The organism is Saccharothrix australiensis (assembly GCF_003634935.1).
Classification (GTDB): Bacteria; Actinomycetota; Actinomycetes; order Mycobacteriales; family Pseudonocardiaceae; genus Actinosynnema; species Actinosynnema australiense.
Window position 1 is genome coordinate 2,419,945 of the sequence record NZ_RBXO01000001.1, and the last position, 15,202, is coordinate 2,435,146.

Consider the following 15,202-nt stretch of genomic DNA (forward strand, 5'->3'; position numbering starts at 1 on the left):
GCGAGCGTTGCGGGGCGGCGGGCGGAGCCGGCCCACGACCTCAGGGCGGTGGCGGCAGCTCGGGCGTCACCGCGCCGACCTCGGCGGGAGCCACCGCGCGGCGGCGCAGCCGGGGCAGCACCGCGACCCACACGAGCGCGCCCGCGCAGCCGTAGGCAACCGCCATCGTGATGCTCATGGTCAGCGGGCTGGTGCCGCCCAGCGACACCAGCGGCGCCACCACCGGCCCGATCGCGAACGACGACGTGCCGAGCAGCGCGGCGGCCGTGCCCGCGCGGGCCCGGTGGTCGGCCAGCGCGAGCGCCGAGCCGTTGGACTGCGAGCCGCCGCTGGCGAGCATCATCAGGCCCAGCGGGATCATCATCGCGACCAGCCCGGCGTCGAGCAGCACCGAGACGAGCATCGCGACCGCCGCCACGGCCGTCGTGGTGGTGCTGATGGCGTACATCCGCGCCGGTCCCGCGCGGCGCACCACGACCCGGTTGATCTGCGCGCCCACCACCGACATCACGGCGTTGGCCGCGAAGCAGGCGCTGAACAGCTGCGGGGTCAGCGAGAAGCTGTCCTGGAGCACGAAGCTGATCGACGCGAGGTAGGTGAAGAAGGCCACGCCGCCGCACGTGCTGACGAGCAGGAAGCAGAGGAACAGCCGGTCCCGGAGCACCGTGCCGAACTCGTGCCCGCTGCCCCGCACGCGTCGCGCGCCGGGTGGCAGGCTCTCCGGCAACGAGGTCGCCGCCAGCGCGAACAGCGCGACGCCGATCCCGGCCAGCACGCCGAAGATGCCGCGCCACCCCATCACCGGCGCGAGCTGCCCGCCGACGACCGGTGCCACGATCGGCGCGAGCGCGCCGACCGTCGTCAGCATCACCAGCAGCCGCACCAGCTCCACGCCGTCGGTCAGGTCGCGCGCGACGGCCAGGGCGATCACGATGCCCGCCGAGCCGCACAGGCCCTGGAAGAACCGGGCGGCCAGCAGCAGCTCGATCGACGGCGTGACCGCGCACGCCAGCGACAGCAGCGCGAACAGGCCGATGCCCGCCAGCAGCGGTCGGCGTCGGCCGATCCGGTCGCTGAGCGGGCCGACGACCAGCTGCCCGAACGCCAGCCCCAGCATGCACGCCGACATCGTCGCCTGCGCCAGGCTCTCGCTGGTGTCGAGCTCGGCGGCGAGCTGGGGCAGCGCGGGCAGGTAGAGGTCCATCGAGATGGGGCCGAAGGTCTCCAGCAGCCCCAGCACGACGGCGACCCGGCCCAGCCTCACGGGGTGTGCAGGATGCGGCGCAGCCACGACAACCGGGCCTCCTCGGCGGCACGCGACACCACGGCGTCGGGCGAGAAGCCCGCGAAGCCATGGTAGCCGCCCGCCCACACGTGGAGCTCCGCCTGCCCGCCGGTGGCCCAGATGCGCAGGGCGTAGTCGGTCGCCTCGTCCCGGAATATCTCCGCCGCGCCGACGTCGACGTAGGCGGGCGGCAGCCCGGACAGGTCGGCCATCCGGGACGGCGCGGCGTACGGCGAGACCTCGTCGGCGCCGCGCAGGGGGCCCAGGATCGCGTTCCAGGCGGTGTCGTTGTTGTTGCGGTCCCACGCGCCGAGCCCGTCGTACTGCCGCGTGGACACGGACTCGTTGCGGTCGTCGAGCATCGGGCACAGCAGCACCTGCCCGGCGATCGCCGGCCCGCCCCGGTCCCGCGCCAGCAGCGACACCCCGGCGGAGAGCCCGCCGCCCGCGCTGGCGCCGGTGACCACGATCCGGCCGGGGTCGACGCCGAGCTCGTCCGCGTGGTCCGCGAGCCACACCAGGCCCGCGTAGCAGTCCTCGACCGCGGCCGGCGCGGGGTGCTCCGGCGCGAGCCGGTACTCGACCGACACGCCGACCGCGCCGAACCGCAGCACGTCGTCGACCAGCCCGTCGACGCCGAAGAACCGGTTGCCCAGCACCATCCCGCCGCCGTGGATGCTGTAGAGCGCGGGCGCGCCGGCGGCGAGGCCGGCGCGCGGGCGGACGATGGTCAGCTCGACGTCGGGCGCGCCCGGCGGGCCGGGCACCGTGCGGTCCTCCACCTCGACCGGCCGGTCGCCGACGATCTGCCGCACCGGCGGGATGATGGTGGCGAAGTGGGCGCGGTTGGCGAGGATCGTGTCCGCCCGGAGCGGTATCCGCTCCACCAGGTCGAGGAACGCCGCGAGCCCCGCGGTCAGCTCGGGGTCGTACGGCACCGGCCGGTACTCCCCGGCGCTCGAACCCCCGGCGCTCGAACCCCCAGTGCTCGACCCCTCGGCGCTCGACCCCCCGGTGCCCGGCCCCCCGGTGCCCAACCCCCCGGCGCTCATGCGCCGACCGGCCCGAGCACCCGGCGCAGCCACGAGTTGCGCGTCTCCAGCGCGGTGCGGCTGACGTGCCACTCGGGCACGTACATGTCGAACCCGTGGAACGCGCCGCTCCACACGTGCAGCTCGGCCTGCCCGCCGGTGGCCCAGATCCGCAGCGCGTACTGCGTGTCCTCGTCCCGGAACGGCTCGGCGCTGCCCACCTCGATGAACGCGGGCGGCAGCCCGGAGAGGTCGGTGGCCCGCGCGGGCGCCGCGTACGGCGACACCGCGTCGGTGCCGACGGCGTCGCCGAGCAGCGACCGCCAGCCCGCCTCGTTCGACTCGCGGGTCCAGGTGCCCAGGCCGCGGTACTGGTGGCTGGCGACGGTGGTGTTGGTGTCGTCGATCATCGGGCACAGCAGCAGCTGCCCGGCGAGGGCGGGGCCGCCCCGGTCGCGGGCCATCAGCGCGACCGCGGCCGACAGCCCGCCGCCCGCGCTGCCGCCCATGACCACGACCCGGTCCGGGTCGACGCCCAGCTCGGCCGCGTGCTCGACCGTCCACACCAGACCGGCGTAGCAGTCCTCCACCGGCGCGGGGTGCGGGTGCTCCGGCGCGAGCCGGTACTCGACGTTGACGGCGACGACGCCCAGCTCCAGCACCAGGTCGAGCAGCCGGGGGACGTCCATGTTGCGGTGGCCCACCATCATGCCACCGCCGTGGATGTTGTACAGGCAGGGCGCCGGCCCGTCCGCGGCGCGCGGGGACAGGATCGTGACCTCCAGGTCCGGCGCGCCCTCCGGGCCGGGGATGGTCCGCTCGACCACGTCCACGGGGGCGTCGCCGACCACCTCGGCGGCGGCCGGGAACATCGCGGCCATCGCCTGCCGCATCGCCGGGATCGTCTCGGGCGTGAACGGCGGCGCGTCCGGCGGCACGATCCGCGCCAGCGCGGGCTCGATCTCGGGGTCGAACGGGACGGGGGTGTGGGTCACGGCGGGCTCCTCGGTCGTGGGTCGGTGGCTCACGGTCCCTCCGGGTCCACCACGCCGCGGTCGGCCCAGAACGGCTCGACCAGCGAGCGCAGCTCCTCCGCGCCGACCCGCTCGACGAGGTCGACGGCGGCGAGGTTGTCCTCCAGCTGCGCCGGCCGGGACGCGCCGAACAGGGTCGTGACGTTGGCCGGGTGGGTCAGCGTGAAGGCCACGGCCAGGCGGGCCGCGCTGGTGCCGAGCTGCCGCGCCACCTCGACCACGCCCGCGGCGCTGCGGGTGATGGCCTCGCGGACGCCGCCGGGGTCGCGGCCGATCTCGCGGGCGGGGTTGGTGTTGCCGGCGAGGATGCCGCCCTCCAGCACGTCCGACGCCTGCATGGTGAAGCCCTCGGCGAACAGCTTCCCGAACGGCTCACCGTCCGGGATGGACCGGCGGCCGATGCTGTACTTCAGCTGGGCGATCTGCGGCCCGGCGACGCCGCGCGCGGCGGCGATCTCCCGGAGCCTGCGGATGTTGCCCGCCGACCAGTTGTTCACGCCCCACGCCCGGATCAGCCCGGCGGCGGCCAGCCCGGAGAGGTCGTCGACCAGGTCCTCCAGCGCGACGTCGTCCCGCCGCAGGTCGCCGAGGATCACCAGGTCGGCCACGTCGAACCCGCCGCGCAGGAGCGCGTTCTCCAGCTGCGGGCGGAAACCCGCGTCGCCGAAGCCCTCGATCCACAGCTTGGCGGACACCAGGTACTCGTCGCGCGGGATGCGGGCGGCGCGCATGATCGCGCTCCAGATGACGTCGGTGAACACCGGCGGCTTGCCGGGCATCCCGTAGACGCCGACGTCGAACAGGTTGACCCCGGCGGACACGGCCGCGCGGATCATGGCGACGGCGTCGGCGAAGTCCATCCGGTCGTAGGTGTGCCACGAACCGAGGGACAGCACCGAGACGTCGAGGTCGGACGTGCCGACGCGGCGGCGGGGCAAAGGGGACACGGTGACTCCTGCTGGTCAGGGGAGACGGGGGTCGATGACGGCCTTGACCTCGTCGAGCCGGTGCATCGCCTCGATCCGGTCGGACGCGGCGGACAGGCCGACCGGCGCGCCGAACAGGTCGTGCCACGGCATCCGGTCGGCGAACGCGCCGAAGAACTCGATCGCGCGGTGGTAGTCGGAGATGTCGCCGTTGAGCGAGCCGTACACGGTGAGCTCCTTGCCCATCACCGTGCCCAGCGGCAGCGGCGCGGCGCCGGGGCCCGTGCTGCCGACGATCACCACCCGGCCGCGCTGCGCGGCCATCCCGACGGCCTCCTGCCCGACCGACGGCGCGCCGGCGAAGTCCATCACCAGGTCGCCGCCGCGCCCGCCGGTCAGCTCGCGGACCCGCTCGACGATGGCGTCCGAGCCGACGGCGACGTCGACGGTGGCGTCCGCGCCGAACCGGCCGGCCAGGGCCAGCCGGGACGCCGGCGCGCCGACGGTGATCACCTGCGCGGCGCCCGAGATGTGCGCGACGGCGGTGGCGAACAGGCCGAGCGCGCCGGAGCCCTGGATCACGACCCGCGCGCCGGTCAGCCCGCCCACCGGGCTGAACGCCCGGAGCACGGTCTTGGCCGCGCAACCCGCCATCGCCGCCCAGGCGTCGGGCAGGTCGTCGGGCAGCAGCAACTTCGCCGCGCGCGGCACGACGTAGGCGTACTCGCAGAGGCCGGCGGTGGCGTAGGGGTGGACGTCGGACCGCTGGAGGAAGCCGTAGCCGCGCTTGGCGCACGCGACGGGTTCGCGGAGGACGGTGCAGCCGTGGCACTCGCCGCAGGTCGACTCGGACCAGCCGATGCGCGCGCCGACGGCGATGTCGCGGCCGAGCGCGTCCCTGGTGCCCGGACCGACGGCGACGACCTCGCCCACCATCTCGTGGCCCAGCACCATCGGCAGCATGCCGGGGAAGCTCATCCGACCGGACCAGATCTCCACGTCCGTGCCGCAGAGCGTGGCGCAGGAGACGCGCACGAGCGCCGCGCCGGGCTCCACCTCGGCGGGCAGCGGGAGTTCGGTGAGGTGCAGCGGCCGGCCGTGCTCGGTCAGCACCGCCGCACGGGTGGAGGTCGGGACGGTCATCGGTCTCCTTCCGGTGGCGGGAGGCGCGATCGGCCGCCCGTGGGTTAGTCTACGTACGTTGACGAAAATGTCGAGACCCTGGCGCGACCGCCTGCTTGACGCTCCACTGTGGACCTCTTCGTCCCAATAGGACGGAACTGGTGGCTTGAACTGGTGGCTTCAAGTCCTCGGGGAGGGGCCGGGTGGGTCGGCCCCTCGACCCGTCAGGTGAGCAGCTGGCCGCCGTCGACCGGGAGGCTCGTGCCGGTGATGTGGGTGGCGGCGTCGCCGGCCAGGAACACCACCGCCGCGGCCACGTCCTCGACCGAGGCGAGCTGTCGCAGCGGGATCCGGTCCACCCACGCCTGGCGCGCGGGCGAGCCCTCGGGCAGGCCGGCGGCCAGCATCGGGGTGAGCACCGGGCCGGGCGCGACGGCGTTCACCCGGATGCCGTGCTCCGCCAGTTCGACGGCCGCCCAGCGGGTGAGCGCGTCGACCGCCGCCTTGCTGCTCTCGTAGCCGCCCATGCCGGGCGTCGGCTGCCGCCCGCCGATCGACGACAGGTTGACCACCGCGCCGCCCTTGCCGCGCTCGACCATCCGGCGCGCGACCTGCTGCGTCACCAGGAAGGTGCCGTGGACGTTCGTCCGGAGGATGCGGAGCATGTCGGCGGCGGGCAGGTCGAGCAGCCGGCCGTGGACGCTGAGCAGGCCGGCGTTGTTGACCAGCACGTCCACCGGGCCGACCTCGTCGAGCGCGCGGGCGATCGACCCCTCGTCGGTGATGTCGACGGTCAGGCCGCGCGCGCCGAGCGCGGCGGCGGCCTCCTCGGCGCCGTGGACGTCCGCGAGGACGACGTGGTCGCCGAGCGCGCCGAACGCGGTGGCGATCGCGCGGCCGATGCCGCCGGCCCCTCCGGTGACCAACACGGTGCGGGCAGAGGTCATCGTCGGTTCCTCTCGAAGGGCCGGACTCCCGGTCGGGCTTACTGTATACAAGCGTAGAAAATAAACCTCTTGGAGCACAAGGGGAACCGGTCGATCGGACATTCCGCGCGGGGTGGGGAACGGGGTTCGCGCGCCCGTGTCCGCGCGTCGGCCGGGGTGGGGCGCGGGACGGCCGCGCGGGACCCGTGCCCGCTCCGGGGAGCCTTCGCCGGGAATCCCGGCGAAGGGGCTGGCGCTTTTAGTCGACGTGCGTAGACTAACACTCCACTCGTCCACGGGCGCCCCTTCCGGGGGCGGCCCGCACCCTTCGAGGAGCTTCCATGACCGGACCTGTCCCGGACCGCATCGTCGACCTCGCCATCGGCTACATGGGCGCCAAGCAGCTGTTCGCCGCGTCCAGGATCGGCCTGTTCCGCGCGCTGGCCGACGGCGACCGCTCGGCGTCCGAGCTCGCGTCCGCCACCGGCGTGAGCGAGCAGATGGCCCGCATCCTGGCCGACGCCATGAACGCGCAGGGCCTGCTCGACCGGCGGGACGGGCGGTACTCCCTGGCGGCGGACGCCGCCGAGTACCTCGGTGGCCGCGGCGAGCTGGACCTCGCGCCGTTCCTCGGGTTCCTCAACGAGATCAGCTACGGCCACTGGTTGCAGTTCGACACCACGGTGGACACCACCAAGCCGGGCGACCTCCAGATGGACGACGCCCGGTGGGCCACGTTCATGGCGGGCGTGATGAAGTACAACTCGCTGCACGCGGCGATGCTCGCCCGCGCGTTCGACTTCACGCCGTACCGGTCCATGCTCGACCTGGGCGGCCTGTCGCCGGACTTCGCCGTGAACGCGCTCCGGGCCAACCCCGACCTCGCGGTCCGGTTCGTCTTCGCGCCGATGGCGACGCAGGGCATCACCGACGCGCTCGCCGCCGCCGGCCTGACCGACCGGGCCACCGTCGAGCCCGCGCCCACCGAGACCGCCGCGCCCGGCGGCGACCACGACATCGTCATGGTCAACCACGTGGTGCACCGGTTCACGGCCGAGCAGAACCGCACGATCCTGGCCAACGCCCGCGCGGCGGCCAAGGAGGGCGCGACCCTCCTCCTGCTCGACTTCTTCCTCGACGACGACGAGCGCCAGCGCCCGATCGACGCGCTGCACGCGGGCGAGTACTTCGTCATCGACGGCACCGTGGTCTACCCCGAGGCCGAGGTGCGGTCGTGGCTGGCGGGCGCGGGGTGGCGGGCGCGCGAGGTGCTCGCGCTGCCGGGCAGCCCGCGCGTGCTGGTCGCCGACGCGGTCTGACCCCGCCCGGCCGTCGCGGGTCCGACCGCCCGGCCGTCGCGGTCCGACCTCGCCCGGCCGTGGTGGTCCGACCTCACCCGGCCGACGTGGCCTGACCTCGTCCGATTGTCGCGGTTCGGCCCCTCGGCCGACCCACCCGCTCATTCGTCCGGCCCGCCCGTCCGGCCGGTACGGCGTTCGGGTAGCGCACCCGATCGTCCGACGTCCGAACCGGGGACGGCTGATCGCGCTACCCCGATCGACGTCGGTCAACCGTTGATTTTTTTGCCGACGGACGTAGACTATCCCGCATCACGGGTGAGCCACGTCTCACCCCCTTGGTCTACCAGCTCCAGGCGAGGACCCCGCGGCAGCGGCGCGCGGCCCCGCCGGCAGTCCATCACCCGAGAGAAGGACTCGATGACGAGGACACGGACAGCGGCACTGGTCGCGGTCGCCGTCGCGACGGCCACCGCGCTCGCCGGATGCACCGGCTCAGGCGGCGGCACCGGCGCCACGGACACAGGCGAGCTCAAGGCCGGGGTGTTCCTCGACGTGACCTCCTGGGACCCGGCCGGCGCGGACATCGGGTTCGACGGCCCCTACCTGTCGGCCGTCTACGACCCGCTCGTGGCCCTGGACAAGGACGGCAAGCCGGTGCCCGCGCTGGCCACGTCCTGGGAGTGGTCCGCCGACCGGCTGACCCTGACCGCGAACCTGCGCACGGACGTCACGTTCGACGACGGGCAGAAGTTCGACGCCGCCGCGGCGGTCGCGAACCTCCAGCACCTGAAGGCGGGCACCCGCTCCGGGCAGGCGTACCTCAACGTCGCCGGGTTCGAGGCCAAGGACGCGGACACCGTCGAGATCAAGATGTCCAAACGCGACGACTCGCTGCTCTACTTCATGGGCCTCGGCCGCAGCTGGATGGCCTCCCCGGCGGCCATCCAGTCCGGCGCGCTGGCCAACGGCCCGGTCGGGTCGGGCCCGTACACCTACGACAAGGCGACGTCGACCCCGCAGTCGCAGTACGTCTTCACCAAGAAGCAGAACCACTGGGACAACGCGACCTACCCGTTCCCGACGGTGCGGCTGTTCCCGATCACCGACCAGACGGCGAGCTTCAACGCGATGCTGTCCGGTCAGCTCAACGTCCAGTTCGCCAACGCGGCCAACCTGCCCAAGGCGAAGGAGAACGGCTGGAACATCGCGCAGAAGCCGTCCTCGTGGGTCGGCGTGCAGTTCGCCGACCGCACCGGCAGCCAGGCGCCCGCCCTCGGCGACCAGCGCGTCCGTCAGGCGATCAGCTACGCCTTCGACTCGGCGGGCATCCTCAAGGCGGTCGGCAACGACTCGGGCACCGTCACCAACCAGCTGTTCCCGTCGGACAACAGCGCCGTCTACGACAAGTCGATGAACGACAAGTACAAGACGGACATGGCCAAGGCCAAGCAGCTGCTCAAGGACGCCGGCTACCCGGACGGCTTCAGCGTGAAGATGCCGATGTCGCCGATCTTCCAGGCGTGGCAGCCCGCCGCCAACCAGACGTTCGGCGAGCTGGGCATCAAGGTCGAGTGGCAGGACATGGCCATGCCCGACTACCAGAAGAACGCGCCGACGTTCCCGATGTTCCTCGCCGTGATCGCCATGAGCGGCAACGACATGGCCACGCTGACCGACCAGGTCACCACGGCCCAGTGGTACAACCCGAACCCGTCGGTCGACGCCTTCCCGGACGTGAAGGCGCTCGTCGAGCAGGTCGAGCGGGCCGAGCCGGGCCCGGCTCAGACCGAACTGCTCAAGCAGCTCAACACCAAGCTGGTCGACCTGGCCTGGTGGAGCGTCTGGTACCAGGCCGACAACACCTACTTCAGCGTCAAGGGGATCACGGTGACGCCGGTCACCGGCATGATGTTCCCGACGCTGCGGTTCATCCAGCGCGGCTGACGCGCCCGTGCTCCGGCGGGTCCGTCCACACCGGACGGACCCGCCGGTGAGGAGCCGACAATGCTGTCCTTCATCGCGAAACGCCTGCTGTCCGGGGTCCTGCTGCTCGTGGTCGTGACGAGCGGGACGTTCTTCCTGGCCTACCTGGCCGTCGGCGACCCGACGCCCGGCCTGCTCGGCAACAGCGCCACGCCGGCCCAGCAGGCCGCGCTGCGCGCCCGGATCGGTTACGACCAGCCGGTGCTCGTCCAGTTCTGGAACTGGCTCTCGAACGCCGCCACGGGCGACTTCGGCACCTCGTGGCGCAACTTCCAGCCGGTCGGCGACCAGATCGCGCTGCGCGTCCCGGTGACGCTGTCGGTCGTGGTCTTCGCGACCGTGCTGTCCGCCGTCGTCGGCCTGGCCGTGGGCATCGCGTGCGGCCTGCGACCGGGCGGCCTGCTGGACCGGGGCCTCAAGCTCGCGTCGGTGGTGCTGTTCGCGCTGCCCGGCTTCTGGGTCAGCCTCGTGCTGGTGATCTGGTTCGGCATCGAGCTGAAGTGGTTCCCCGCCATCGGGTACGTCTCGCCGGAGCAGTCCGTCGGCGGCTGGCTGCGGTCGATCACGCTGCCGTCGGTGTCGCTGGCGCTCGGCGCGATCGTGATGGTCGCGGAGCAGCTGCGCAACGGCTTCCTCCAGGTGACCAACCAGGACTTCGTGCGCACGCTCCGGGCGCGCGGCCTGTCCGGGCGGCGGGTCACCGCGCACGTGCTGCGCAACGCCTCGCCCGCGGCGCTGACGGTGCTCGCGCTGATGTTCGTGGGGCTGCTCGGCGGCGCCATCGTCGTCGAGATCGTGTTCAACCTGCCCGGCATCGGCAGCCTGACCCAGTCGGCCTCGCAGATCGGGGACATCCCGGTGCTGCTCGGCCTGACCGCCGTCACCGTGGTGTTCGTCGTCATCGTCAACTTCCTGCTCGACCTCGTGCTCGGGTGGGTCAACCCGAAGGTGCGCGAGCGATGACCGCAGCTCCGTTCCCCACCACCCTCGCACCCGTCAAGCGGATCTCGTTGTGGCGGCGCTACCTGCGCCGCCCGCTCGGCGTGGTCGCCCTCGCCGTGCTGCTCGTCGTGGTCGCCCTGGCGGTCCTCGCGCCGTGGCTCGCGCCGTTCGACCCGAACCTCGTCGACTTCAAGATCACGCACGCGGAACCGGGCGACGGGCACCTCCTCGGCGGCGACTCGGCCGGGCGCGACATCCTCAGCCGCCTCCTCTACGGCGCGCGGACGACGCTGTTCGGCGCGGTGATCACCTGTGCCGCCGGGCTCCTGCTCGGCGTGCCGGCGGGCGTCGTCGCGGGCTACTTCGGCGGCACCGCCGACCGGCTGTGCTCGTGGGTCAGCGACGCGCTCCAGTCGGTGCCGGGCATGATCGTCCTGCTGGTGGTCGCCGCGGGCACCGGCCAGTCGTTCGCGGTGCTGATGGTCGCGCTGGGCATCTTCCTCGCGCCCGGCTACTACCGGATCACGCGGGCGCGGGCGCTGGCCGTGCGCAAGGAGCCCTACATCGACGCCGCCCGCGTCGCCGGCGTGACCAACCCGCGCATCCTGCGCACGCACATGATGCGCGCGGTCTACGCGCCGATCGTCGTGCAGACGGCGTTGACGGCGGGCATCGCCATCGGCATGCAGGCGGGGCTTCAGTTCCTCGGCATCGGCTCGGCCTCCACGCCGAGCTGGGGCCAGATGATGAACGACGGCTTCCAGAACATGCTGACCTACCCGCTGATCCTGCTGTGGCCGTCGATCGCGCTGGGCGTCACGATCGCCGCGCTGGCGTTCATCGGCTCGACCCTGGCCGACCTGATCAGCATCCGCGCGGAGCAGCCCGGCAGGCGGGCCCGCGCGCGGGCCAGGCAGGCGCTGGTCGCCGCGCCCGCGCCGGGCGGCCTGCCGGACCGGGTGGCCAGCGGCGCGCACGAGCACCGGGCCGAGGACTGCGCCCTGCGCATCGACAACCTGCGCGTCGGGTACGCGACCCCCGGCGGGGTCAAGGAAGTGGTCCGCGGCGTGTCGCTGGACGCCGCGCCCGGCGAGGTGCTGGGCATCGTGGGCGAGTCCGGTTCCGGCAAGACGCAGACCATCTTCACCGTGCTCGACCTGCTGCCCGCGGGCGGCACGGCGATCGCGGACGGCATCTGGGTCGGCGGCCGGGAGGTCGGCCGCCTGCCCGCCCGCGAGCGCGCCGCGCTGCTCGGCCGGTCGATCGGGTACGTGCCGCAGGAGCCGATGACGAACCTCGACCCGTGCTACACGGTCGAGCACCAGCTGGTCGAGCCGCTGCGGCACGTGCACGGCCTGTCGAAGGCCGACGCGCGCAAGCGCGCGCGGGAAGTCCTGGTGCGGGTGGGCATCACCGACCCCGACCGCGTCCTGGCGTCCTACCCGCACCAGATCTCCGGCGGCATGGCCCAGCGCGTGCTCATCGCCGGCGCGGTCGCGGGACGGCCGTCGCTGCTGGTCGCCGACGAGCCGACGACCGCGCTCGACGTCACCGTGCAGGCGGAGGTGCTGGAGCTGCTGCGGGAGCTCCAGCAGGAGTACGGCATGGCGCTGGTGATCGTGACGCACAACTTCGGTGTCGTCGCGGACATCTGCGACCGCGTCGTGGTGATGAAGGACGGCCGGATCGTCGAGACGGGCCCGGTGGAGCGGATCTTCCGCCGCCCCGAGGACGGCTACACGGCCGAGCTGATCAGCGCCTCCCTGGACGACACCGAGGGGCGGCACGAACTGGACGAGGCATGGGTCCGGGAGTCACCGGGAGACCTGGACCGGAGCGCCGCGCACGTGGGCGGAGAGGACGACGCACGATGACCGCGCCCGAGGACGCCGCACCGCTGCTGTCGGTGTCGGATCTGGTGGTCGACTACCGGCTGCACCGCAAGCTCACCCTGCACGTCCTGAAGGGCGTGTCCATCTCGGTCGGCCCCGGCGAGTGCGTGGGGCTGGTGGGGGAGAGCGGGTCGGGCAAGTCGACGCTCGGCAAGGCCGTGTTGGGCCTGGCCGCCGTGACCGCCGGGCGGATCACGTTCGACGGCGAGGACATCACGCACGCGCGCGGCGCGGCGCGGCGTCGCCTGGCCAACGACATCCAGGTGGTCTTCCAGGACCCGTACGGGTCGCTCGACCCGACCATGACGGTCGGCGAGGTCCTGGCCGAGCCGCTGGAGGTGGCCGGGACGACGCGGGCGCGGGCGCGCGAGGTCGTCGCCGGGATGCTCGACCGCGTGCGGCTGCCCGCCGACGCCGTGCACCGGTACCCGAGCGAGTTCTCCGGCGGGCAGCGGCAGCGGATCGCGATCGCGCGTGCCCTGGTCCGCCGGCCGCGCCTGATCGTGTGCGACGAGCCGGTGAGCGCGCTCGACCTCTCCACGCAGGCGGCGATCCTGGACCTGTTCGTCGACCTCCAGCGGGAGACCGGGGTGTCGTACCTGTTCGTGTCGCACGACCTGAACGTCGTGCGCCGCATCTGCCACCGGGTCTCGGTGATGTACCAGGGCGAGATCGTCGAGTCCGGGCACGCCCGCGCGGTCACGCAGGAACCGGAGCACCCGTACACGCGGCGGCTGCTGCTGGCCTCGCCCGTGGCGGACCCGGTGCGCCAGGCCGAGCGCCGGGCGGCCTGGCTCGACCTGCGCGACTCGGCCTGACGAGTGCACTAGGGTCGACGCCATGCCGAAGATCATCGATCATGATCAGCGGCGCCGCGAGATCGTCGAGGTCGCCAAGGGTCTGATCGCCGAGGGCGGTTTCGAGGCGGCGACGATGCGCAGCATCGTCACCGCGGCGGGGTTCGCCAACGGCGCGCTCAAGCACTACTTCGCGAGCAAGGACGAGATCATCGCGGCGACCTTCGAGAGCGTGCTCCAGGAGACCGCGCAGCGGATGTCCGAACTGGACGGTTCGGCGGGCCCGGTGGAGGCGTTGCGCGGCTTCGTCGAGGCCGCCATGCCGCTGGACCCGCACCGGATCACGTCCGCGCGCGTGCTGCTGGTGCTGTGGGAGCACTCGGTCGCGAACCCCGACCTGGCGCGGCGGTACCGCGACCTGCTGACGAACTGGCGCGCGGAGCTGACCGTGCGGATCGCGGCGGCCTGGGGCCGGGGCGACCCGCCGGACGCGCCCGCCGTCGGCGTGCTCGCGGACGAGGTCATCTCGGTCACCATCGGCGCGAACGTGGCCAGCCTGATGCACCCGGTCGGTGAACTGGTCGACCGCTACCGCGCCTACGTCGAGGCGCTGATGGCGCGGATCGGGGCCTGATCTCCTGGACCGGCCCCGAGTTTTTGTCTACACTCGTAGAATGACGAGTGTCGCCCCGCTCCCGGTCACCCGCACGCAGCCCACGTCGGCGGTCACCGGCCCGCCCGTCGTGCTCATCCACGGGTTCGCCGCCGACGGCGCCACCGACTGGCCCGAGGCGCGCTGGGCCGCGCCGCTGGCCGCGGCGGGCCGCGAGGCGGTCGTGGTGCACCTGCCGGGGCACGCGGGCGGTCCGGCCGTCGGCTCGGCGGACGAGGTCGCCACCGGCCACCTGCTGCGCCGGCTGGCGGAGGGCGTCGGGCCCGGCGAGGTCGACGTGGTCGGCTACTCGCTCGGCGCGCGCCTCGCGTGGGACCTGGCCGCCACCGGCGCGCTCACCGTGCGCCGCCTGGTGCTGGGCGGCCTCAGCCCGCAGGAGCCGTTCGGCGCGGTGGACCTCGCGGCGGCGCGCGCGGCGGTCCGGGGCGGCCCCCGGCCGGCGGACCCGCTCACCGGCTTCATCGCCGGCATGGTCTCCGCCGAGGGGCAGGACGCGGAGTCGCTGCTGAACCTGATCGAGGGCATGGCCCGTGAGCCGTTCGACCCGGCCGCGCGCGCGCCCGAGGCGCCGACGCTGTTCCTGGCGGGGCGAGAGGACCGGATGGCGCAGGGCATCGAGGGGATCGTCGCGCGCGTGCCCGGCGCGGAGTTGCGGCACGTCCCCGGCGACCACCCCGGCGCGTTGGCGAGCGACGAACTGCGAGCGGCCGTCTTCGCGTTCCTGGGCGTCTGACTGCTGTTGCCCCGCAAGGAACACCGTCCGCGATCACCGGTGATCGCGGACGGTCCGTTATTGTCCACTTCGGACTGCCGGTCGACCGGTCGCTCCAGCGTCGGAAGACTCGGGGCGGCGCGCGAGATGCCGCTCAGGCGTCGAAGCGGCGGCGCGCGGTCTCGATGTGGCCCAGGTACCGGTGGGTCCAGTCGCACATCCAGTGGACGGTTCGGCGCAGGGCCTGACCCGGTTCGGTCAGCGCGTACTCCACGCGCGGCGGCACGGTGGGGTGCACGGTCCGCTCGACCAGCCCGTTGCGCTCCAGGGTGCGCAGGTTCTGGGTGAGCATCTTGTGGCTGATGCCCTCGACCTCGTCGCGCACCTCGCCGAACCGCAGCGTCCGGTCACCCAGTGCCTCGATGATCAGGAGCGCCCACTTGTTGGCGACGTCGGAGAAGATCTCCCGCGCCAGGGAGTCCGCGCGGCGCAGGTCCGCGTCGTCGGGCGTGCCCTTGAGCTGCTTGGTCACCATCGGGTTCCCCAGTCACTGAAAAGTGCGTTCTTCCACGTCGGCG

Annotated in this window: 14 protein-coding genes; 7 read left to right on the forward strand and 7 right to left on the reverse strand. The window is 73.1% G+C overall.

Annotated elements, in window-relative coordinates; all coding sequences use genetic code 11:
* Nucleotides 1-40 precede the first annotated feature (40 nt).
* The 6 genes from C8E97_RS11390 to C8E97_RS11415 form a co-directional block, all read right to left on the reverse strand.
* A complete protein-coding gene (locus tag C8E97_RS11390) occupies nt 41-1,264 on the reverse strand; it encodes a multidrug effflux MFS transporter (RefSeq protein ID WP_121004341.1) in 1,224 nt (407 codons plus the stop codon).
* Nucleotides 1,261-2,223: an alpha/beta hydrolase gene (locus C8E97_RS11395; RefSeq protein ID WP_246018816.1), complete on the reverse strand. Its 963-nt coding sequence runs from the start codon at nt 2,221-2,223 to the stop codon at nt 1,261-1,263. Before C8E97_RS11395 ends, C8E97_RS11390 begins: the two co-directional genes overlap by 4 nt.
* A gap of 110 nt (nt 2,224-2,333) precedes the next feature.
* The gene (locus C8E97_RS11400; RefSeq protein WP_121011302.1) at nt 2,334-3,311 is read right to left on the reverse strand and encodes an alpha/beta hydrolase; all 978 of its coding nucleotides are present in this window, start codon (nt 3,309-3,311) and stop codon (nt 2,334-2,336) included.
* A 29-nt stretch (nt 3,312-3,340) separates the two neighbouring features.
* A complete protein-coding gene (locus C8E97_RS11405; RefSeq protein ID WP_121004347.1) occupies nt 3,341-4,297 on the reverse strand; it encodes an aldo/keto reductase in 957 nt (318 codons plus the stop codon).
* A gap of 15 nt (nt 4,298-4,312) precedes the next feature.
* The gene (locus C8E97_RS11410; protein ID WP_121004350.1) at nt 4,313-5,419 is read right to left on the reverse strand and encodes a zinc-binding dehydrogenase; all 1,107 of its coding nucleotides are present in this window, start codon (nt 5,417-5,419) and stop codon (nt 4,313-4,315) included.
* 203 nt (nt 5,420-5,622) lie between these two features.
* The gene (locus C8E97_RS11415) at nt 5,623-6,345 is read right to left on the reverse strand and encodes an SDR family NAD(P)-dependent oxidoreductase (protein ID WP_121004353.1); all 723 of its coding nucleotides are present in this window, start codon (nt 6,343-6,345) and stop codon (nt 5,623-5,625) included.
* Nucleotides 6,346-6,665: 320 nt separating this feature from the next.
* Here C8E97_RS11415 and C8E97_RS11420 point away from each other — a divergent pair, with 320 nt between their 5' ends.
* The 7 genes from C8E97_RS11420 to C8E97_RS11450 all read left to right on the forward strand — a co-directional run bounded on the left by C8E97_RS11420 (nt 6,666) and on the right by C8E97_RS11450 (nt 14,645).
* Complete coding sequence (locus C8E97_RS11420) at nt 6,666-7,643, forward strand: methyltransferase (RefSeq protein WP_121004355.1); 978 nt, start codon at nt 6,666-6,668, stop codon at nt 7,641-7,643.
* Nucleotides 7,644-8,042: 399 nt separating this feature from the next.
* Nucleotides 8,043-9,569, forward strand: coding sequence for an ABC transporter substrate-binding protein (locus C8E97_RS11425; protein ID WP_121004358.1), 1,527 nt, complete (start codon nt 8,043-8,045; stop codon nt 9,567-9,569).
* A 60-nt stretch (nt 9,570-9,629) separates the two neighbouring features.
* Nucleotides 9,630-10,571 (forward strand): ABC transporter permease, encoded by a 942-nt coding sequence (locus C8E97_RS11430; protein WP_121004360.1) that lies wholly within the window; start codon nt 9,630-9,632, stop codon nt 10,569-10,571.
* Nucleotides 10,568-12,424: a dipeptide/oligopeptide/nickel ABC transporter permease/ATP-binding protein gene (locus C8E97_RS11435; RefSeq protein WP_121004363.1), complete on the forward strand. Its 1,857-nt coding sequence runs from the start codon at nt 10,568-10,570 to the stop codon at nt 12,422-12,424. The genes C8E97_RS11430 and C8E97_RS11435 overlap by 4 nt, the downstream gene beginning before the upstream one ends.
* Nucleotides 12,421-13,260 carry an ATP-binding cassette domain-containing protein gene (locus tag C8E97_RS11440; protein ID WP_121004365.1) on the forward strand — a complete coding sequence of 280 codons (840 nt, stop codon included), beginning with the start codon at nt 12,421-12,423 and terminating at the stop codon, nt 13,258-13,260. The genes C8E97_RS11435 and C8E97_RS11440 overlap by 4 nt, the downstream gene beginning before the upstream one ends.
* A gap of 22 nt (nt 13,261-13,282) precedes the next feature.
* Complete coding sequence (locus C8E97_RS11445) at nt 13,283-13,873, forward strand: TetR/AcrR family transcriptional regulator (protein WP_121004367.1); 591 nt, start codon at nt 13,283-13,285, stop codon at nt 13,871-13,873.
* A gap of 40 nt (nt 13,874-13,913) precedes the next feature.
* Nucleotides 13,914-14,645 (forward strand): alpha/beta fold hydrolase, encoded by a 732-nt coding sequence (locus C8E97_RS11450; RefSeq protein ID WP_121004370.1) that lies wholly within the window; start codon nt 13,914-13,916, stop codon nt 14,643-14,645.
* Between the two features lie 133 nt (nt 14,646-14,778).
* Here the strand turns inward: C8E97_RS11450 and C8E97_RS11455 are convergent, their stop codons facing one another.
* On the reverse strand, nt 14,779-15,159 hold the full coding sequence (locus C8E97_RS11455; RefSeq protein ID WP_121004373.1) for a winged helix-turn-helix transcriptional regulator: 381 nt from the start codon (nt 15,157-15,159) through the stop codon (nt 14,779-14,781).
* Nucleotides 15,160-15,202 lie beyond the last annotated feature (43 nt).

What these genes read in the sequence shown, in the direction of transcription:
- C8E97_RS11410 (WP_121004350.1), bottom strand. Translation starts at nt 5,419, where the DNA reads ATGACCGTCCCGACCTCCACCCGTGCGGCGGTGCTGACCGAGCACGGC.
- C8E97_RS11430 (WP_121004360.1), top strand. Translation starts at nt 9,630, where the DNA reads ATGCTGTCCTTCATCGCGAAACGCCTGCTGTCCGGGGTCCTGCTGCTC.
- C8E97_RS11415 (WP_121004353.1), bottom strand. Translation starts at nt 6,345, where the DNA reads ATGACCTCTGCCCGCACCGTGTTGGTCACCGGAGGGGCCGGCGGCATC.
- C8E97_RS11450 (WP_121004370.1), top strand. Translation starts at nt 13,914, where the DNA reads ATGACGAGTGTCGCCCCGCTCCCGGTCACCCGCACGCAGCCCACGTCG.
- C8E97_RS11435 (WP_121004363.1), top strand. Translation starts at nt 10,568, where the DNA reads ATGACCGCAGCTCCGTTCCCCACCACCCTCGCACCCGTCAAGCGGATC.
- C8E97_RS11455 (WP_121004373.1), bottom strand. Translation starts at nt 15,159, where the DNA reads ATGGTGACCAAGCAGCTCAAGGGCACGCCCGACGACGCGGACCTGCGC.
- C8E97_RS11440 (WP_121004365.1), top strand. Translation starts at nt 12,421, where the DNA reads ATGACCGCGCCCGAGGACGCCGCACCGCTGCTGTCGGTGTCGGATCTG.
- C8E97_RS11425 (WP_121004358.1), top strand. Translation starts at nt 8,043, where the DNA reads ATGACGAGGACACGGACAGCGGCACTGGTCGCGGTCGCCGTCGCGACG.
- C8E97_RS11445 (WP_121004367.1), top strand. Translation starts at nt 13,283, where the DNA reads ATGCCGAAGATCATCGATCATGATCAGCGGCGCCGCGAGATCGTCGAG.
- C8E97_RS11420 (WP_121004355.1), top strand. Translation starts at nt 6,666, where the DNA reads ATGACCGGACCTGTCCCGGACCGCATCGTCGACCTCGCCATCGGCTAC.